This window comes from uncultured Oceanisphaera sp. (assembly GCF_947495715.1).
In the GTDB taxonomy this organism is placed as follows: domain Bacteria; phylum Pseudomonadota; class Gammaproteobacteria; order Enterobacterales; family Aeromonadaceae; genus Oceanimonas; species Oceanimonas sediminis.
Genome location: NZ_CANLZU010000012.1, coordinates 57,112 through 75,030, shown reverse-complemented (window position 1 = coordinate 75,030; position 17,919 = coordinate 57,112). Strand labels below are relative to the sequence as shown.

Here is a 17,919-nt window from a genome sequence, read left to right as displayed (position 1 = left end):
GATGGCGACGCATCACGCCTTGAACCCTTTGCCTGGTTCTATTAAACGAGGATAACTGGCTGTTGTAGCGCCGTTCGCCTCCGGCTAACGTCATGACAAGGTGCGATGGCGACCCCGGATCGGCGGTAAGGCACAAATAGCCTTCTTATTATATCACCGGTGGCGCCATCCCTCGCCGAAATGAATGTGCCGTTTGGCACCCTTAGCGGCCGGCAGGGAGAAACTTTATGGCCTTTATCTCGTATCATCCGGCGACCGGACGCGAAGCCGAGCGGGTGGCGACGCTGTCTGCCGCCGAACTTGAGCAACGGGTGCAGCAGAGTCATGTGGTGGCGAAGGAGTGGCGACAAAGCAGTTTCGCCGATCGCAGCGCCGTGCTGAACCGGCTGGCGTCCTTGCTCTCGGCCAACCGGGAGCGGCTGGCGCTGACCATGACACGAGAGATGGGCAAACTGCTCAGTGAAGCCCTGGCCGAGGTCGACCGCTGTGCGCTGGAATGTACCTACTTTGCCACCCAGGGGCAGGCGATGCTGCCGCTGGCGCGCAGTATGACGACCTTCGAGCCCATGGGAACCGTGCTGTTGCTGACGTCCTGGCGCTTTCCGCTGTGGCAGGTGTTTCGCATGCTGGCGCCGACCCTGATGGCCGGTAATGTCGTGCTGCTGAAACTGGCCGAGAACCTGCCGCGCTGTGCCCGGGAGATCGAATGGCTGCTGGCCGAGGCCGGCGCCCCCCATGGGCTGGTGTTCAGCCTGTTGATCGACAAGCTACAGGTGGCCAGTCTGATTGCGGATCCTCGAGTGAAGGCAATGGCGTTCAGCGGCAATCGTCAGGATGCCAGCCAGGTGGCGGCGCTGGCAGGACAGCAACTGAAGCCGATTGTGCTGGAGCTGGATGAAACCGAGCTGCATGTCATTCTGGATGATGCGGATCTGGAACTGGCGGTAGATGCAGCCATGCGTTCACGTTTTCGTAATGCCGGCCAGCTGGGTTATGCGGCACGGGGATTTATCGTGACGCCGGGCATTGCCGATGATTTTGTGGCTCGGCTGTCGGCGCGGCTGAGCGAGCTGCAATGCGGCGACCCGGAGCAGGAGGCTGCTACTCTGGGCCCACTGGCCACCGGTTTGCAGCGGGATGAATTGCATCAGCAGGTTACCGCCGCACTGGCCGCCGGCGCACGGGCGGTAGTGGGCTGTGAGCTGCCGGCAGGCGAGGGCTGGCATTATCCCGCCTCCTTGCTGGATGGCGTAGCGCCGGAGATGGAAGTGTTTCGGCAACAGCTGAGCGGGCCGCTGGCCTGCGTGATCCGGGTGCCGAATCTGGATGCGATCACCGATCTCTGCCGGGAACTGGGGCCCGACGGCACCGCCAGTATCTGGACCCGGGATCTGGCACGGGGAGAGCAATTGGCGCGGCGATTGTCGTTTGGCCGCTGCCTGATCAACATGGATCCTCATCAGGGCAAGGGTTATCCGTCCGGGTTCAACCCGGCACCGGAAGGGCGATTCAACATCAAGGCCTTCTGTCACCTGAAGACGCTGCTCGTCTCGGTTTGATCCCCTGGTTCCAGCCATTCCCGGTATCTGGCCCTGTCGTTTTTCGACGGGGCTCGCTTATAATTTCGTCATCTATCGCCTAGTGCGCTCGCCAGGAACGGCACTGTCTTCATCGACGGTCACGGCTCGGATGCCCCGATACGCTGCCACCGCCTTGCTGGTGGCGGCATCTTTTAGTTGCATCACCTTTTTGGGCCACATCAGATGACAGCACCATACCCGACCCTGGAACAGATGGGGATCACCTCTTTCGACAGCATCAGCCGTTACCGCCTGCGCCGCGAGGCCAGGGCCGACGTGCTCAAGGTGTATTATCACCGGCCGAGCGGCTCCTTTCTGTCACGCAGCAAGAAGTTTACCTTTGCCCGGCCCAGGGCCAATGTGCCGGTCGAGTTTCAGAAAACCGATGCCTGGCATCAGCTGGAAGATACCAGCCCGATATTGCGCCAGGCGCTGGTGGAATTGCATGCCTTGCTGCAGCCGGCCGAGGCGCCAGCCGAAGATAACACCTCGGTGCAGGCGACCAAGCAGCAGTTGCTGGCCGATCTGGAGCATATGGAACGGGTGATGAAGGACAAGCTGGACGAGCTGCGTCGGCAGATAGACGCGTTGAAATAACCGAAAAGGGGCGGCCAGGAGCCGCCCCTTTTCATTGGCAACCATGCCGGCTCAGGAGGCCAGCGCCTGTTGCTGCTTCAGCATCGACTCCGCCATTTTCTTGCCAAACAACTCCATCACCGCCTCTTCATCGCCATTGGCATCACGCAAGGCACCTACCATGGCTTCCAGGGTCGGCATCGTCTTTTCAATCAACTGCTGTACATACACTTCCGGTGACACCTGGGTAAAGGCCTCGTATTCGGCAAACAGACGGGCGGTGTCATTGTTCAATGCGATGTTCAGCTCGGTCTTCTCTGACATGGTCACTCCTGTGGCTATTCGGCTGGGTATGAATGGCAATCTAGAGAGCCTGACGGCTCCACGTTAGAACCAGCTCATCGGTTAGCCTGGGGCCAGTAGTGCTGGCCTTATCAATGTCGGGTCTCTGGCTCTAGCCGGGAAAGGTCAAGACCATTAGCGTGAGCCTTTGTTAACAGGCTGTAAACTCAGCGTGTCAGCGTGTTTCATCCGTCACGGGGTAGCTATATGTCCATGTCCGAATTTCCAACCTTGACCGCCATGGGTATCGAGAATACCGGTGATATCGCACGATTTACGGTGCGCCATGCAAAGGGTGAAGATGAACTGAAAGTCTATTTTCATCCGGGGCAGGAAGGCAGTCAGCCGGCCAGCCTCAAGTTCGCCTTTTTAGCGGACGATCAGGCGGTGCTGAAGCAGGCGGTGAGCGAGCTGAACCGGTTGCAGGGAGAAGCGCCGTCGGCGGATGCCAAGGCAGAGATTGTCGACAACCTGGCCAGCCTGGAGCAGGTGATGCATGCCAAGATGGAGGAAATCCGTCGGCGGCTGGCAGAGTTGTAGCGGCGAGCATCCCGTGGATGCATCGCAGATTCAGCTATAAAAAAACCACCGGTATGCACCGGTGGTTTTTTTTGGCCGAGTCATTACATGGAAGCGTTACATGTAAACGAACTTGGCGATAAAGACGACGCTCAGCACATAGACACCGATCGAGACCTTGTTTGCCTGACCGGTGGCCAGCTTGAGCACGGCGTAGCTGACAAAGCCTATGGCGATGCCGTTGGCGATGGAGAAGGTCAGCGGCATCATCAGGGCGGTGAGCGCAGCCGGAGCCATTTCTGTGTAGTCGTCCCACTCTATCTTGGCCAGACTGCTCATCATGGCAAAGGCGACGTAGAGCAGGGCGCCGGCGGTGGCGTAGGCCGGAATCATGCCCGCCAGCGGCGCCAGGAACATGGACAGCAGAAAGAGTGCGGCAATGGTGATGGCGGTCAGGCCGGTACGACCACCGGCGGCCACGCCGGCGGCGCTTTCTACGTAACTGGTCACCGGCGGGCAGCCGACGAAAGTACCGATGACCGAAGAGGCGCTGTCGGCCTTCAGGGACTTTTTCAGTCCTTCAATCGAGCCGTCCGGACGACGCAGATGGGCCCGTTCGGCCACGCCCATCAGGGTGCCGGCGGTATCGAACATGTTGACGAACAAAAACGACAGGATCACGGTGATCATGCCTACATCCAGCGCGCCCATGATATCCAGCTTCATGAAGGTCGGCGCTATGCTGGGCGGCATGGCGAATACGCCGTTATATTCCACGATTCCCATCGAGAGCCCGATGAGGGTCACGCCGATTACCCCGATCAAGACGGCGCCGAAAATTTTGCGATGGGCCAGAACGGCGATGGTCAGGAAGCAGACGGCGGCCAGCCAGGCACTGGGTTGGGTAAAGTCGCCCAGGGTGACCATGGTGGCCTGGCTGGGCACCACTATGCCGGCGGTCTTGAGGCCAATCAGACCCAGAAACAGGCCAACACCGGCGGTCATGGCATAGCGTAAAGACTCGGGAATGGCGTCGAGCACCCATTCACGAATCTTCCAGAAACTCATGGCGGTAAAAATCACGCCGGACCAGAACACGGCGCCGAGCGCTATCTCCCAGCTGTAACCCATTTCGCCGACCACGGTGAAGGCGAAAAAGGCATTCAGGCCCATACCCGGCGCCAGGCCGACCGGCCAGTTGGCGTACAGACCCATGAAAAGAGTGGCGATGGCGGCACCGATGCAGGTAGCAACGAAGACGGCGCCGGCATCCATACCCGAGGCGGCCATGATGTTGGGGTTAACAAAGATGATGTAAGCCATGGTGATAAAAGTTGTCAGGCCGGCAACCAGTTCGGTTTTGACCGAGGTGCCGTGGGCACTTAACTTAAACCATTTGTCCAGCACGCCCCCGGAGGCGGGAGTGGCGTGCGGGGTTGACTCATGTTTGGTGTTTTCCATGACCGGAAATCCTCGAATAGATGGGGTGGCAGACTGTCAATGCCGGCGATGTTTCATCGGCCGGCATTGACAGGGGCTGTCTCTACCCGTTAGCTGCCTCTGTAGGTAGAGTAGCTGTAAGGTGAGATCAGCAGGGGTACGTGGTAGTGCTCTTGACCGGCGGCGATGCCGAAGCGGATAACCACGTCATCCAGGAAGGCGGGCTCGAGCAGCTCAACGCCTGAAGCTCTCAGATAAGTGCCGGTATGGAATACCAGCTGGTATTTACCGGGTACATAATCTTCGCCTTCCAGTACCGGTGCGTCGGTACGGCCATCGCTGTTGGTGTACACGGTGTTGATCAGCGTGGTGTGCTCACCTTCAACCCGATACAGTTCGATTTTGATGTCGGAACCGGGCAGGCCCTTGGAGGCGTCGAGGACGTGTGTGGTTAATCTTCCCATGGTTTCGTTACCTTGCGCGTAGTAGCGTCTTCATTGATTCAAGGTACTGCCTTCGCATTTTCCCTGCCGGTTGGCGTAGGAAGGGTACGGCGACAGAAGTAATTTTACATCAAGATAATACTCGAGGTCCACATTTAGTTAACATTGGCGTGCAATATGTTTACAATTGCCGGCACCACTGTGATCTTCATTATCCTGACAAGACAGGATTGTCTTTGCTTTGGTGGTTCAAAGCAAGATTTCCCGCGAGAGCGGATACAAAAATCAAACCTGTTATTTACATATATTGGTTCTATTGTATACAATAAAATCATTACCATGACTGGCCAGCCCTCTGCAAATTCTTGTCTCGGCTGGTGTCTCAACCTGCGTTTCAAGGAGTTTTTCCGATGAGCCAAAACAACGACTATCCTCGCGATCTCGTCGGGTATGGTGCCAACCCGCCTCACCCCAAGTGGCCGAACAAGGCCCGTATCGCCATCAACTTTGTACTGAACTACGAAGAAGGCGGTGAGCGCAACGTATTGCATGGCGATGGCGAATCCGAAGCCTTCCTGTCCGAAATGCCGACCGCCGTCGCCTTCCCCGATGCGCGTCACATGAGCATGGAGTCCATCTACGAGTATGGCAGCCGTGCCGGTGTATGGCGCCTGCTGCGTCTGTTCAAGCGTTACGACATTCCCATGACCATCTTCGCCGTGGCCACCGCCATCGAGCGTTATCCCGAGGTAGCCCAGGCGTTCATGGATGAAGGTCACGAGATCTGCTCTCACGCCTACAAGTGGATTTCTTATCAGTTCAAAGACGAAGCAGAAGAGCGCGAGCACTATCATAAAGCGATGGAAATCTTCGAGCGTGTCTGTGGCCAGCGCCCACAAGGCTGGTATACCGGCCGCGACAGCCCCAATACCCGCAAGATTGTGATGGAAGACGAAGGCATCCTGTACGACTCCGATTCCTACGCCGACGATCTGCCTTATTGGGTAGACAACAACGGCAAGGGCCACCTGGTGGTGCCGTATGTGATGGATACCAACGACATGCGCTTTGGCCTGAATGGCTATAACAACGGCGAAGAATTCTACCAGTACCTGAAAGACGCCTTCGACGTGTTGTATGAAGAGGGTGCCGAAGCGCCGAAAATGCTGTCTATCGGTATGCACTGTCGCATTCTGGGTCGTCCCGGCCGGATGGCGGGTCTGGAGCGTTTCATCAAGTACGCCCGCAGTCATGATCAGGTGTGGTTTACCCGCCGTATCGACATTGCCAAGCACTGGCACGAGCATCACCCCTATAAAGGAAACAAGTAATGAGCCGTTTTACTACCTGTACTCCTAGCTCCATGAGCCGCGACGAGTTTGTGGCCGCGTTCGCCGACATCTACGAGCACTCTCCCTGGGTGGCCGAGCAGACCTTCGATCAGGGCCTGACTACGGAAGATGACAACATCGAGCAACTGCACGGCCGCATGGCGGCAGTGATGGGCAACGCCGACAAGAAAGCACAGCTCGACCTGATCAACGCTCACCCGGATTTGGCCGGCAAGGCTGCCCAGCGCGGCGAGCTGACCGAAGCCTCTACCAGCGAGCAGGCCGGCGCCGGCATCAGCGAGTGCAACGCCGAAGAATTCGAGCGCTTCACTTTCCTGAACAACGCCTACAAGGAAAAGTTCCAGTTTCCGTTCATCATGGCGGTAAGAGGCTCTAACCGGCACCAGATCCTGGCGGCATTCGAAGAGCGTATTCACAACGACTACGACACCGAATTTGCTCGTGCGGTCAAAGAAATCAACAAGATTGCCGAGTTTCGACTGAGCGCTATGTAATCTAGAAGAGAGGCGGGGTGTCAGTCACCCCGTTTTTTTATTCGTTTTCGGAGACAGAAATGATCAAGACTCTCAAGATAGAGCCGCTGACCAAAGAAGCGTTCGCCCCCTTTGGCGACGTTATCGAGTCTGAAGGCCGTGACTACTTCATGATCAACAACGGTTCTACCCGTCGTTATCACAAGCTGGGTGATGTGCAGCTGGATGAAGAAGGCCAGGGCATTATCAATATTTTTCGTGCCAAGACTCTGGAATATCCGCTGCAGGTGAAAATGCTGGAACGTCACCCGTTCGGTTCCCAGTCTTTCATTCCGCTGTTTGGCCACGAGTTTCTGCTGGTGGTGGCGCCCGTTGGCGACGGCAGCCTGAACATAGACCCCAGCACGGTGCGCGCCTTCCGCGCAAGCGCTCGTCAGGGCGTCAACTATCATAGTGGCGTCTGGCACCATCCGATCATGGCGCTGCGCGATGACGACGAGTTCCTGGTGGTTGACCGCAGTGGTCCCGGTAACAACTGTGACGAATTCTTCTTCGATGAGTCCATTCAGCTCACCGTAGAACTCGACTAAGTTGTGCCCTTTTCCTCTTGCCGCCCGGCAAGAGGAAATCTTATTTCACCTCACACCTCACACCTCACACCTCACACCTCACACCTCACATCTTACATCTCAAGACTTGTACGGATCCTCGCCGTTGAATTCCTGGGTGAAAATGTCCCAGACCACCAGAAACAGTGCCGCGACCAGCGGGCCTATCACAAAGCCATTGATGCCCATCAGACTCAGCCCGCCGAGAGTGGAAAACAGCACCAGATAATCGGGCAGCTTGGTGTCACGGCCGACCAGCAAGGGGCGCAGTACATTATCGGCCAGGCCAATCACCAGGGCGCCGAAGCCGACCAGCACCGAGCCGGCAATCCAGTCGCCGCTGGCATAGAGGTATAACGCCACCGGCAGCCATACCAGACCGGCTCCCACCGCCGGAATCAACGACAGAAAGGCCATCACCACCCCCCACAGCAGCGGGCCGGGAATGGACAGCGCCCAGAAAATAAAGCCCCCCAGGGCGCCCTGTACCATGGCGACCAGAATGTTGCCCTTGACCGTGGCCCGGGTGACTTCCGAAAACTTGCTGAACAGCCGGCGTTCACGGGCATCACCCAGCGGCAGCGCCTTGACCAGCACCTCGATAAGATGGTGGCCATCGCGCAGCAGAAAGAAGCTCAGATAGAGCATCAGCGCCACGTTCATCAGAAAGGTGAAGGTGCTCTGACCGGCGCCGAGCGCCTTTTCTGCCATCAGTTTACTGGTGGCGACGGCGCCTTCGGACAGCTTCTGGCGAATGCTGTCGACATCGACGCCCAGTCGTTCGAACAGCTCGGGCACCAGCGGAAAGGCGTGGCGCATCTGCTCCAGCCAGCCGGCCGGATTTATCTCGCCCTTGTCGATGCGCTGGTACAGCGCCAGCCCTTCCTGAATGAAGGAGGTGGCGATCAGCAGTACCGGCAGCACCACTATGACCATGCAGATCAGCAGGGTCAGCAGGGCGGCGCGATTGGGCTTGTGACCAATCAGGCGCAGAATGCGCTCCTGCAGCGGAGAGAAGATGACGCCGATGGCGCAGGCCCAGAAAATGGCGCCCCAGAAGGGCTTGAGCACCAGCCCGAACAGCAGGCTGACCAGCAGCAGCATAAACAGAAAAGAGCGTTGTTCGAGTTTTTCACGCATGGGTAGGTGATTCCTGATAAGACACTGAGCCCATGGTAAAGAAGGGCGGGAGTCTAAGCTACCTATTCATCTGCAAGTCATTCGCAAGCGAGTGGCGCCGCTATAAACGCGTTGCGCCAGTCGGGACTTTCATCCTGACTGGCGCACGTTAACGTTACTCTCCTGTTTGCCGAGTGAGCGGCAGATCAGCTGGTGCGATAGCGACCTACCAGTTGCTGCAGGCTGTTGGCCAGCTCGCCAACCTGGCGGCTGGTCTGGCTGGCGGCGCGGGAGCCGGCGTTGGTCTGCTCGGCAATGGCCACAATCTGATGCACGTTGACGTTGATGCTTTCCGACACCTGGGTCTGCTCTTCGGCGGCGCTGGCAATCTGCTCGTTCATGCAGTTGATGGTATTGACGGCGGTGCCGATATCGACCAGCGCATCGTCGATGCGACGGGCCTCGGTCACAGTGTGGCTGCTGCGATCACGAATGCTTTCGATAGCCTGTACCGCGTCCTTGGACCCCTGTTGCAACCGATTGATCATGTTGTGAATCTCTTCGGTGCTGCTCTGGGTGCGTCCGGCCAGGGTGCGCACCTCGTCGGCCACCACCGCGAAGCCACGGCCCTGCTCGCCGGCCCGGGCCGCCTCGATGGCGGCGTTGAGTGCCAGCAGATTGGTCTGTTCGGCAATGCCGCGGATCACGTCGAGTACCGAGCCAATCTGTTCCGACTCCAGCCCCAGTCGTTGAATGATCTCCACGCCGCTGGCTACCTGGCTTTCCAGCCCGTCGATGACGGTGATGGCGCCCTGCAGCAGCTGCTGGGCTCCCGAGACCTGATGTTCTGCCTGGCGGGCCGCATCGGCGGCCTGGGCGGCACTGGCCGCGACTTCCTGCGCGGTGGCCGACATCTGGTTCATGGCGGTGGCCAGTTGATCGCTTTCGTGATGCTGGCGGCTGATGCCGGTTTCGGTTTCGTCCATAAAGCGCTGCAGCTCGGCACTGGCTTCCTGCAGGGTATCGGCCGACTGGCGGGTGCTTTGCACCAGGGTGCTGATCTGGCCGGCAAAGTGGTTGAACGAGCGGGCCAGCACGCCCAGCTCATGGCCATGACCGGTATCGAGCCGGCGGGTCAGATCGCCTTCACCCCGGGCAATGTCTTCCATGGTGGACACCGCCTGACGGATGGGGGCGTGAATACTGCGCGCCATCACCAGACCGGCGGCGGCAATCAGCGCCAGCAGCAGGGCGGCAGACAGGGCGGAGTTAATCAGGCCCTGACGTACCGACGCGGAGAGCTCCTGCTCCAGCCCGGCCACGGTGGCCTGCAGATCATCGATGTAGAAGCCGGTGCCCAGCAGCCAGTCGCTACCCGGAATCGGGGTAATGTTGGCCAGCTTGGGTGCGCCCTCGGTCGAATCCGGTCTCGGCCAGCGGTATTCGACGTACCCGCCGCCCTGGCGACCCAGGGCTACGTATTCCTGCACCAGATGGCGTCCGTCCGGGCTGGTGGAGTTGAGATAATTGTTCCCTTCCCGCGCCGGATTATCGGCACTGACTACCTGTACCCCGTCGCCGTTGTAAACAAAGAAGTAGCCGCTGCCGTCATCGAAGCGCAGCCGGCGCAGCTGGGCCTTGGCGGCGTCGATCCTGCCTTGTTGCAGCAGGGGACTAATGCCACTTACCGCCAGTTCCATGTAATTGGCCAGCTGTTGCTTGCGGGCATCGAACAAAGAGCGATGCAGGCTTTCACCGCTCAACTCCTTGAGCCGCAGCGACTGGTTTACATTCACCCAGGTGCTGACGGCGGCGAGTAGCGTCAGGGGCAGCAGTGCCAGCAGCAGTATTTTTTGCCTGATGGAAAGTCGGTTCATCCTTGATCTCACTGTGTTATCAGTTGTTCACAATCTTGTATCATTTTGCCTTCCATTTGTCATTGAAACTAGTATCGCAAGCTGCAATTTAAGACAATAAAGTGCACGATTTCGAGCGATGCCAGCGGCAGCGTGGGCGGCTTGTCTTTTCAAGCGATGACCGGCCCCGTTATGATGCGGACATGACTTTATTCATCGAGCACCACATGCGTTCAACCATTCTCGCCGGTCCCATGCTGCGCCGGACCAGTTGCGAACGGCTGGTATTCTGGCTGGCCAGCCGAACCCCACTGCAATTTCGCCTGTTGCTGCCGGAGCGCAGCCCACTGGTATTCAGCGGAGACCGGCAGCAAGAAGTGCGGGTAGGAGAGCGCTGCTTTATTCAGTTACTGGATCTCGAACTCGACACGCCGCTGCCGGCCGATACCCTGGTGGCCTACGATCTGCAGTGGCGTGCGTCGGAGCAGGATGAATGGCACGGCATGGCCGACTGGGCGCCGGATCTGTGCTACCCGGGCGAGCCGCTGCCGCAGCTGGTGATCCGCAGCCGGCTGGAAGAAATACTGCACGGCTCCTGTCGCAAGCCTCATCACGCCGCAGACGACGGGCTGGTGGCGGCCGATAGCTGGCTGCAACAATGCCACCAGCAGCCACTCAAGCGCCCGGCGGTCTTGATGCTGAGCGGCGATCAGATTTATGCGGACGATGTGGCCGGCCCCATGCTGACCGCCATTCATCAGTTGATTGAAGAGCTGGGCCTGTATCCGGAAACGCTGGACGGCGCCCTGGTTGCCAATAGTGAAGAGCTGTTTGCCAGCCCGCTCAACTACTACCGCCGCAGCGAACTGCTGCCCAGTAATCAAGGCAACCGGACGCTGCAGCAGCGTTTCTTCGAAGGGGCGCGCAAGCCCATTTTTACCACCAGCAGTGCCGACAACCACCTGATTACCCTGGCCGAGGTACTGGCCATGTATCTGCTGGTCTGGTCGCCGGAGCCCTGGCGTGGGCTGTCGGATTATCAGCCGGAGTTGAGCCCGGAGCGACAGCGTCAATACCAGACCGAGCGCACGCGGCTGGCGGCCTTTGTGGAAGGCTTGTCGGCGGTACGGCGTCTGCTGGCACACCTGCCGACCCTGATGATCTTCGATGATCATGATGTCACCGACGACTGGAACCTGACCGCCGCCTGGGAGCAGAGTGCCTACGGCCACCCTTTTTCTCGCCGGATCATCGGCAATGCGCTGGTGGGCTATTCGATCTGTCAGGGCTGGGGTAACGATCCGGATGCCTTCAAGGGTGATCCGCTGGCCTTGCTCTATGCCTGGAGCAGAAAGCCGGAAGCACAGCAACAGGATCGACTGATCGATCACCTGCTGAAATTCGAACGCTGGCACTATCACCTGCCGACCAGCCCCAAGCTGCTGGTGCTGGATACCCGCACCCGCCGCTGGCGTGCCGAGTCCAATTTCGATCGCCCTTCGGGGCTGATGGACTGGGAAGCATTGACCGAGCTGCAGGGGGAGTTGCTGCACCATGACGCCGTGGTGATCGTGTCACCGACGCCGGTGTTCGGGGTCAAGCTTATCGAGGTGATCCAGAAGATCTTCACCTGGTTCGGCAAGCCATTGCTGGTGGATGCGGAAAACTGGATGGCTCACAAGGGCACCGCCAACGTGATCCTCAACATCTTCCGCCATGCCCGCACCCCGGCCAACTACGTGATCCTGTCGGGAGACGTGCATTACTCCTTCATGTACGACATCAAGTTGCGGCATCGGGGCGGGGAGCCGCATATCTGGCAAATCACCAGCAGCGGCATCAAGAACGAGTTTCCGGCCCGGCTGCTGGATGTACTGGACCGGCTCAACCGCTGGCTCTATGCCCCCCGTTCACCGCTGAACTGGTTTACCCGGCGGCGGCGGTTGGAGATTACCCCGCATCCGCCGGTATCGGCATCAAAAGGCGAGCGATTGCTGAACCGTTCCGGTATCGGCTATGTGCGCTTCAACGACGCCGGCGAGCCGGTATTGGTGCAGCAGATCACCAATGAGGGCGCGGTGGATTTTGTCGCCGACAAGGCGGCCGAGCCGGCGGCGGCCCTGAATCGGGAAGGACGCTGAGCGTTCGGCAGGCGCTTACTCTTCGGGTAGCCCCAATGGCTGGCCGTGGCTGAATTCCACGTAGTTACCGTTGGGATCCTTCACGCCGCAGTAATAGCCCACCGGCCAGGGCTCGTCTCTGGGTAGCCAGATCAGGCACCCGGCGGCGTCGGCCCGGCGGGCAATCTCGTCCACCGCCGCCCGACTGGGCAGGGCGAAGCCGAAATGGCGGTAGTCGTGTTCGGACAGCTGCAGATCCTCGCCGCCGTTCATCAACACGAAGATGAAGTCTCGTTCACGGCCGGGCTCCGCCAGCCAGACGATGATTTGCGGTGGCTTGTCGCGCCGGTGAGTCTCGACCATGCCGCAGAAGTCGCGGTAGAAACGGATGCAGGCTTCTATGTCCTGCACATGCAGGGCGATGTGGGTGAGGCGGGGGTAGTGAATGTGCGCCATGGGTTGTACTCCTCGAGTTGATCTCATACCAAAGGGATTAAGAACCTATCTATTTGGTTGCTCTGTAAAGATCGGACAAAGGCCCCGCTCCGCCGACACGCCGTGAATACCTCCATGTAGGCTCCGCCGCGCCATCCTTGGCGCGGAGGGTCGGCGGAGCAGATCCCTTTATCCTCTCTGATGCCAAGGAGTTGCCTGTTAGCGTCGTTTACAGGCAACTCGGTGCTCGAGAAGAGGCAACAGAGATCGACTGCCACGACCATGAAATGCCATGGCCGAAAAATGCTCCTGCCGTTTCGGCATTCCTGTCATCCCTGACGGTCAGACGGCATTTCCTGAGCCCTCAGGGGGCAGCTTGCTGTCTGCATCAAGTTTGGTGATGGACCAAACATCCAGTGAATGTTTGCAGCCATCGCCAAGCGCAGATGGCCTTAGCCCATGGCGTGTCGTGGGAGGCGGCTGTGTTGCCTCTGAGCTCGGGTTTAAAAAATGATCAGATCTTTATTCAAATTGGTATCACTCGGTGCTGAGTATGGTGGCGAGCCGAGGGTTGTGCCACGGTGGCTCAATATGAAAAAGGGCAGAAGCTTGCGCTTCTGCCCTTTCACATCAGGTGTTCAGCCACGGCCTCAGTCGGCCGGTACCGATATCACGGCTGCTTGCTCCACCGTTTGCTCTTGTTGCTCACTTACGGTTTCCTGGCCATTTATCCAGCGGAAGAAGCCGTACAGCATGATGAAGATCACCACCATCAGCGGCAGCGAGGTGACGATGGCCAGTGTTTGCACCGTGCTGAGCGGTGCGTCGATAAACATCATGGCCAGGGGGACCGCCGCCAGGATCAGACACCAGAACAGACGCAACGAGGTGGGCGGGTTGGCATTTTCATCCAGCTGGTTTGCCGCCGTTGCCGCCAGGGTAAAGGAGGCGGAATCGAGCGTGGTGGCCAGAAACAGGACTGACATCACCGCAAACATCACAATAAACAGCGAGCTGAACGGCAATGTCTTCATCACCGCCACCACGGTGGCGGAGCCGCCGGCGGTGTTGAGTGACTCGGTCAGGTTGATCAGTTCATTGAGGTGCGCGCTCATGCTGAAGCTGCCCAGCACACCAAAGAAGATGAAACAGCCGGCACTGCCACCCAGCACCATGCTGGCAATCACTTCTCTCAGGGTACGACCGGCAGACACCTTGGTGACAAACAGCGCCATAAAGGGCACATAGGTCATCCAGTAGGCCCAGTAGAAGACGGTCCAGGAGGTCGGGAAGGAGCCGCCTTCTACCGGATCGGTCCACAGGCTCATGCGAATAAAGTTCTGCAGCATCAGGCCGTAGCCATTGACCGTTTGATCGATGATAAAAGTGGTGGGGCCAATCAGCAGAATCGACACCACAAACAGGATGGCCAGCTTGGTGTTCATGTCGCTCAGCTTGGCCATGCCCTTTTCAATGCCGACGTAGGAGCTGATGGTAAACAGGGCGGTGATAAACAACATCAGGCCCACGTTCATGGCGAAGCTGCTTTCGGTGCCCAGCAGAGAAGCGATGCCCTCGGTCACCATGGGAACACTCAGACCCAGGGTAATACCCATGGCACCGACGCAACTGAAGATAAAGATGGTATCTATGGTTCTACCCACGGCCGCATTATAGAAACGGCCCATGATGCTTTCGCACACCGCGCTCAGTTTGAGCTTGGGATTCTTGCGAACATGGAAGGAGTAGGCCACGGGCAGCGAGGCGAGACAGTACAGCGACCAGGCCGAAATACCCCAGTGGAACATGTTGTAACCGGTGGCCCACTCGGCTGCCTGAGACGAGTAGGGCGCGATACCGTAAGGGGGATCCATGTAATAGTAGCCCCATTCCAGAAAGGCCCAGTACACGGTGGCCGAGCCCAGTCCGGCACAGATCATCATCGACAGATAGGTGAAAAAACCGTACTGGGGCTTGCTGTCACCCAGGCGAATGGCGCCATGCTTGCTAAGGGCAATCCAGGCCAGAACAATCACGCTGAAAAAGCCGAACAGCAGGTAAAGCGAGCCGAAGTGGTCGGTAATCATGCTGAACAACTGCTTGGCAATGGCATTGCCCTGTTCGGGATAGATCGACAGCCCGGCCACGATAAACAGAATCGTGGAGAGGCTGATCAGCATCAAGGGTTTATCTATGTTTCTCTTTTCGTGTTTCATAACTAATGATTCCATCCATATTGACATGTTTATGCTTTGTAACGCTCGATGATGTCTTCATTGAGCTCTACCCCTAAGCCCGGTTGATTCGGAACAGGGACATAACCGTTTTCAAACGGCAAACCATTCGCCACCAAAGCGGTGGACAGGGGGCTTTGACTCTGCGAGTACTCCATCAGGGTGCCGTGTTCACTGGCCGCGAGAAAATGCACCGATGCGGCCAGCAGAATGCCGGTGCTGAATCCGTGAGGCACCAGCTGAACGCCGTGCATCTGGGCCAGGTCATAGATCTTTTTCATCTCGGTGATGCCACCGCAGCGGGTGATATCCGGCTGCACTATGTCTATCCGGGAATGCTCGAGAAAGTGTTTGAACTCGTAACGGGTGGTCAGCGACTCGCCGCCGGCGATTTTGGCCCGTACCTTGCCGGCCAGCTTGCTGTAACCGGCCAGATCATCGGCCAGTACCGGTTCTTCTATCCAGTTGAGATTGAAGGGCTCCAGTCTCTCGGCCATGTAGGCGGAATGCCCTGCGGTGCGCCACTTCGAGGCCAGGTCGATCTGCACCTCGATATGCTCGCCGACGGCTTCGCGCACCTGCTTCACTATCTGGTAATCCGTTTCCGGATCATCGCCAAACACGCCACCGCCAAACTTGATGCTGGTAAAGCCCTGCTGCACCAGACGGGCGGCAATGGCGCGGTTGTCTTCCGGCCGGGGAGCGGGAATGAAGGTGCCGTATGCCTTGATACGGTCGCGATACTTGCCACCGAGCAGGGTATGCAGGGGCACGCCATAAAACTGGCCGGCGATGTCCCACAGGGCAATATCGATGGCGCTGATGGCATGAATACCGGCGCCGCGGCGTCCGAAGTAGTTCGAGGCCCAGTACATCTTGTTCCACAGCCGCTCTATTTCCAGCGGGCTTTCACCGATCAGCAGTGACTTGAGGCCGTGACAATACAGATTGGACTGGGGCGTTTCGATACAGGCCCTGACCACCTCGGGCGAGCTGTCGGCTTCGCCGATGCCGATCAGGCCGGTGTCGGTATGCACGCGGACGATGACCGCATCTTCACCCCACTCGCATTCCTGATCCGGTGCGGGCACCCGCAGGCAGATCACTTCAATATCGGTAATTTTCATGAGTTTCTCTTTATACCGGTTGAGAATGGATCAGCGTTTCCAGGCGCTGGTCTTTCTGATACAGCGAGCAAAAGGCAAAACCGACCTCTTCGATAGCGGTCTGCTCCCCCTGAATCACCTGATTCAGGCAGCTCAGCACCTCGGTGGCCGCCTGCTCGACACTCTGGGTGGCAGACATGATGCCGCTGACATCCACGTCGATATCTTCGGTGATCAGTGACGCATTGCCGCTGACGCGAATGACCGGCACTATCGGGTTGTTAAAGCCGGCGCCGCCGGTGGTCCACAGGATTACCTGGGCGCCCAGCGCGGCAAAGTGCATGCCGGCCGCGCCACACAGGTGAGTGGTTTCGGAAAGGTACATGCCCGGTGCGCCCGGTTTTTCGATGCCGGTGGGCGTGATTTGCAGTACATCCTGAATCGGGCGGGTACCGGTCTTGTGCAGTGCGCCCAGGGCCTTTTCTTCCAGCGTGGTCAGGCCGCCGACGCTGTTGCCGATGCTCATGGTTTCTACATCGGTGCCCGGCACATGCCAGCGGCGCTCTTCCTCGAAGATCAGGCGCTCTATCTTGTCGGCCACGGTGTCGCTGACCGCACGCCGACGCAGAATCTCTTCGCAGCCGATAAGCTCGATAAGCTCGCCGGCCACACAGCTGGCGCCCATGTCCACCAGGGTGTCGACCGCCTTGCCCACGGCGGGGTTGGAGGCAATGCCGGAGCTGGTGTCCGAGCCGCCACATTTCACCCCGACCAGCAGCTCGCTGATTGATACGGGTTCAACCGGTACTTCCTTTGCCAGCGCCACCAGCTCCCGGGCCAGGGCGATACCCTGGCGAATGGTTTGCCGGGTGCCGTTGCTCTTGATCACCGGCAGGCTACGAGCCGGCTTGCCGGCCTGTTCTACCGGCGTGGTCAGAATGCTCGGGTCTATGCTGCCACAGCCCATGTTGAGCACCAGCACACCCGCCACGTTGGGGTTGAGTGCGGCGCCGATCATCACGTTGACCAGCTCTTCATTGCCGCCATACATGCAGGTGTAATGGTTGGTGACGATGACGCACTCGCTCACGGTCTGACGAATGGCCTGAGCGATGCCCTCGGCACACTCGTCGATAACCAGAATCAGAATGTGGTTGCGAATGCCTACTTGCCCGTTGGGGCGTCGATATCCCTGGAAAAACTGCATCATGGGGTCTCTATCCGCATCTGTTGGATAATTTGTTCGATAATGTTTTGCGGAATATCGACCCGGCTGCTGCGTACATTCTGAACATGCACCAGGTCGCCGACCGGGATGGGTTTCACGGCGATGCCGACCGAATACCCCGCTTTCTGAATGGCCTGCTGTGGCGCGATGGCCGTGAGCGCTATCTTGTTGCCAAAGGGAATGGCCTGCAGCGCCTTGAATTGACCAACAGACTGATTTTTATCATCAATTACCTCCACTACCTGATGCTTGTCGGCATCACTCAGTAATGTGGCAACATTGTCCTGCTGGGCCAAGCGAATGGCTTTGACTGTCATCTTCACCTCTCCCTGCTATTGATTGTCCTACAATCGGCGGAGGGGATTGTAGGACAATCAATAAGCGAGGAACACCGAAAATTTCACCTATTCTGGTCGGAGTTGTTTGATTGTCGAACAGTCTGCCGGTGTATTTGGGGCGCTTTTGTGGCCGCAGATGCGTTACAATGC

The 17,919-nt window shown here is 58.4% G+C and carries 18 protein-coding genes; 7 read left to right on the top strand and 11 right to left on the bottom strand.

Going from position 1 to position 17,919, the window contains the following annotated elements; translation table 11 throughout:
- Positions 1–227 precede the first annotated feature (227 nt).
- A complete protein-coding gene (locus Q0753_RS09140; RefSeq protein WP_298719714.1) occupies positions 228–1,559 on the top strand; it encodes an aldehyde dehydrogenase family protein in 1,332 nt (443 codons plus the stop codon).
- 72 nt (positions 1,560–1,631) lie between these two features.
- Here Q0753_RS09140 and Q0753_RS09135 read toward each other — a convergent pair whose 3' ends face one another.
- A complete protein-coding gene (locus Q0753_RS09135) occupies positions 1,632–1,760 on the bottom strand; it encodes a hypothetical protein (protein ID WP_298719712.1) in 129 nt (42 codons plus the stop codon).
- A gap of 3 nt (positions 1,761–1,763) precedes the next feature.
- Between Q0753_RS09135 and Q0753_RS09130 the strand changes: the two genes are divergently transcribed.
- On the top strand, positions 1,764–2,177 hold the full coding sequence (locus Q0753_RS09130) for a DUF3461 family protein (RefSeq protein ID WP_298719710.1): 414 nt from the start codon (positions 1,764–1,766) through the stop codon (positions 2,175–2,177).
- Positions 2,178–2,228: 51 nt separating this feature from the next.
- On the opposite strand, the gene Q0753_RS09125 is transcribed toward Q0753_RS09130, so the two are convergent.
- Entirely contained in the window at positions 2,229–2,480 is a 252-nt protein-coding gene (locus Q0753_RS09125) for a hypothetical protein (protein WP_298719708.1), read from the bottom strand.
- Positions 2,481–2,705: 225 nt separating this feature from the next.
- Here Q0753_RS09125 and Q0753_RS09120 point away from each other — a divergent pair, with 225 nt between their 5' ends.
- Positions 2,706–3,038, top strand: coding sequence for a DUF3461 family protein (locus Q0753_RS09120; protein ID WP_298719706.1), 333 nt, complete (start codon positions 2,706–2,708; stop codon positions 3,036–3,038).
- Between the two features lie 96 nt (positions 3,039–3,134).
- On the opposite strand, the gene Q0753_RS09115 is transcribed toward Q0753_RS09120, so the two are convergent.
- Together Q0753_RS09115 and uraH are read right to left on the bottom strand one after the other, a co-directional pair.
- Positions 3,135–4,478 (bottom strand): NCS2 family permease, encoded by a 1,344-nt coding sequence (locus Q0753_RS09115; protein ID WP_298719704.1) that lies wholly within the window; start codon positions 4,476–4,478, stop codon positions 3,135–3,137.
- Between the two features lie 89 nt (positions 4,479–4,567).
- Positions 4,568–4,921, bottom strand: coding sequence for a hydroxyisourate hydrolase (uraH, locus tag Q0753_RS09110; protein WP_298719702.1), 354 nt, complete (start codon positions 4,919–4,921; stop codon positions 4,568–4,570).
- A 389-nt stretch (positions 4,922–5,310) separates the two neighbouring features.
- Between uraH and puuE the strand changes: the two genes are divergently transcribed.
- From puuE to Q0753_RS09095, 3 genes are all read left to right on the top strand, one after another.
- Entirely contained in the window at positions 5,311–6,231 is a 921-nt protein-coding gene (gene puuE, locus Q0753_RS09105) for an allantoinase PuuE (protein WP_298719698.1), read from the top strand.
- Positions 6,231–6,746, top strand: a complete 516-nt coding sequence (gene uraD, locus Q0753_RS09100; RefSeq protein WP_298719696.1) for a 2-oxo-4-hydroxy-4-carboxy-5-ureidoimidazoline decarboxylase — start codon at positions 6,231–6,233, stop codon at positions 6,744–6,746. Before puuE ends, uraD begins: the two co-directional genes overlap by 1 nt.
- Before the next feature lie 62 nt (positions 6,747–6,808).
- Positions 6,809–7,315 carry an ureidoglycolate lyase gene (locus Q0753_RS09095; RefSeq protein WP_298719802.1) on the top strand — a complete coding sequence of 169 codons (507 nt, stop codon included), beginning with the start codon at positions 6,809–6,811 and terminating at the stop codon, positions 7,313–7,315.
- Between the two features lie 99 nt (positions 7,316–7,414).
- On the opposite strand, the gene Q0753_RS09090 is transcribed toward Q0753_RS09095, so the two are convergent.
- Positions 7,415–8,473: an AI-2E family transporter gene (locus Q0753_RS09090; protein ID WP_298719695.1), complete on the bottom strand. Its 1,059-nt coding sequence runs from the start codon at positions 8,471–8,473 to the stop codon at positions 7,415–7,417.
- 185 nt (positions 8,474–8,658) lie between these two features.
- Positions 8,659–10,329 carry a methyl-accepting chemotaxis protein gene (locus Q0753_RS09085; RefSeq protein WP_298719693.1) on the bottom strand — a complete coding sequence of 557 codons (1,671 nt, stop codon included), beginning with the start codon at positions 10,327–10,329 and terminating at the stop codon, positions 8,659–8,661.
- A 182-nt stretch (positions 10,330–10,511) separates the two neighbouring features.
- Between Q0753_RS09085 and Q0753_RS09080 the strand changes: the two genes are divergently transcribed.
- On the top strand, positions 10,512–12,449 hold the full coding sequence (locus Q0753_RS09080) for an alkaline phosphatase D family protein (RefSeq protein WP_298719691.1): 1,938 nt from the start codon (positions 10,512–10,514) through the stop codon (positions 12,447–12,449).
- A gap of 15 nt (positions 12,450–12,464) precedes the next feature.
- Here Q0753_RS09080 and Q0753_RS09075 read toward each other — a convergent pair whose 3' ends face one another.
- The 5 genes from Q0753_RS09075 to Q0753_RS09055 all read right to left on the bottom strand — a co-directional run bounded on the left by Q0753_RS09075 (position 12,465) and on the right by Q0753_RS09055 (position 17,748).
- Positions 12,465–12,884, bottom strand: coding sequence for a VOC family protein (locus tag Q0753_RS09075; RefSeq protein ID WP_298719689.1), 420 nt, complete (start codon positions 12,882–12,884; stop codon positions 12,465–12,467).
- A gap of 629 nt (positions 12,885–13,513) precedes the next feature.
- The gene (locus tag Q0753_RS09070; protein ID WP_298719687.1) at positions 13,514–15,079 is read right to left on the bottom strand and encodes a BCCT family transporter; all 1,566 of its coding nucleotides are present in this window, start codon (positions 15,077–15,079) and stop codon (positions 13,514–13,516) included.
- Positions 15,080–15,108: 29 nt separating this feature from the next.
- A complete protein-coding gene (locus Q0753_RS09065) occupies positions 15,109–16,224 on the bottom strand; it encodes a mandelate racemase/muconate lactonizing enzyme family protein (RefSeq protein WP_298719685.1) in 1,116 nt (371 codons plus the stop codon).
- Between the two features lie 10 nt (positions 16,225–16,234).
- The gene (locus Q0753_RS09060) at positions 16,235–17,413 is read right to left on the bottom strand and encodes a UxaA family hydrolase (protein WP_298719683.1); all 1,179 of its coding nucleotides are present in this window, start codon (positions 17,411–17,413) and stop codon (positions 16,235–16,237) included.
- Positions 17,410–17,748 (bottom strand): UxaA family hydrolase, encoded by a 339-nt coding sequence (locus tag Q0753_RS09055; RefSeq protein ID WP_298719681.1) that lies wholly within the window; start codon positions 17,746–17,748, stop codon positions 17,410–17,412. Before Q0753_RS09055 ends, Q0753_RS09060 begins: the two co-directional genes overlap by 4 nt.
- Positions 17,749–17,919: the final 171 nt, after the last annotated feature.

What these genes read in the sequence shown, in the direction of transcription:
- Q0753_RS09140 (WP_298719714.1), top strand. Translation starts at nt 228, where the DNA reads ATGGCCTTTATCTCGTATCATCCGGCGACCGGACGCGAAGCCGAGCGG.
- Q0753_RS09135 (WP_298719712.1), bottom strand. Translation starts at nt 1,760, where the DNA reads ATGTGGCCCAAAAAGGTGATGCAACTAAAAGATGCCGCCACCAGCAAG.
- Q0753_RS09130 (WP_298719710.1), top strand. Translation starts at nt 1,764, where the DNA reads ATGACAGCACCATACCCGACCCTGGAACAGATGGGGATCACCTCTTTC.
- Q0753_RS09125 (WP_298719708.1), bottom strand. Translation starts at nt 2,480, where the DNA reads ATGTCAGAGAAGACCGAGCTGAACATCGCATTGAACAATGACACCGCC.
- Q0753_RS09120 (WP_298719706.1), top strand. Translation starts at nt 2,706, where the DNA reads ATGTCCATGTCCGAATTTCCAACCTTGACCGCCATGGGTATCGAGAAT.
- Q0753_RS09115 (WP_298719704.1), bottom strand. Translation starts at nt 4,478, where the DNA reads ATGGAAAACACCAAACATGAGTCAACCCCGCACGCCACTCCCGCCTCC.
- uraH (WP_298719702.1), bottom strand. Translation starts at nt 4,921, where the DNA reads ATGGGAAGATTAACCACACACGTCCTCGACGCCTCCAAGGGCCTGCCC.
- puuE (WP_298719698.1), top strand. Translation starts at nt 5,311, where the DNA reads ATGAGCCAAAACAACGACTATCCTCGCGATCTCGTCGGGTATGGTGCC.
- uraD (WP_298719696.1), top strand. Translation starts at nt 6,231, where the DNA reads ATGAGCCGTTTTACTACCTGTACTCCTAGCTCCATGAGCCGCGACGAG.
- Q0753_RS09090 (WP_298719695.1), bottom strand. Translation starts at nt 8,473, where the DNA reads ATGCGTGAAAAACTCGAACAACGCTCTTTTCTGTTTATGCTGCTGCTG.
- Q0753_RS09085 (WP_298719693.1), bottom strand. Translation starts at nt 10,329, where the DNA reads ATGAACCGACTTTCCATCAGGCAAAAAATACTGCTGCTGGCACTGCTG.
- Q0753_RS09080 (WP_298719691.1), top strand. Translation starts at nt 10,512, where the DNA reads ATGACTTTATTCATCGAGCACCACATGCGTTCAACCATTCTCGCCGGT.
- Q0753_RS09075 (WP_298719689.1), bottom strand. Translation starts at nt 12,884, where the DNA reads ATGGCGCACATTCACTACCCCCGCCTCACCCACATCGCCCTGCATGTG.
- Q0753_RS09070 (WP_298719687.1), bottom strand. Translation starts at nt 15,079, where the DNA reads ATGAAACACGAAAAGAGAAACATAGATAAACCCTTGATGCTGATCAGC.
- Q0753_RS09065 (WP_298719685.1), bottom strand. Translation starts at nt 16,224, where the DNA reads ATGAAAATTACCGATATTGAAGTGATCTGCCTGCGGGTGCCCGCACCG.
- Q0753_RS09060 (WP_298719683.1), bottom strand. Translation starts at nt 17,413, where the DNA reads ATGATGCAGTTTTTCCAGGGATATCGACGCCCCAACGGGCAAGTAGGC.
- Q0753_RS09055 (WP_298719681.1), bottom strand. Translation starts at nt 17,748, where the DNA reads ATGACAGTCAAAGCCATTCGCTTGGCCCAGCAGGACAATGTTGCCACA.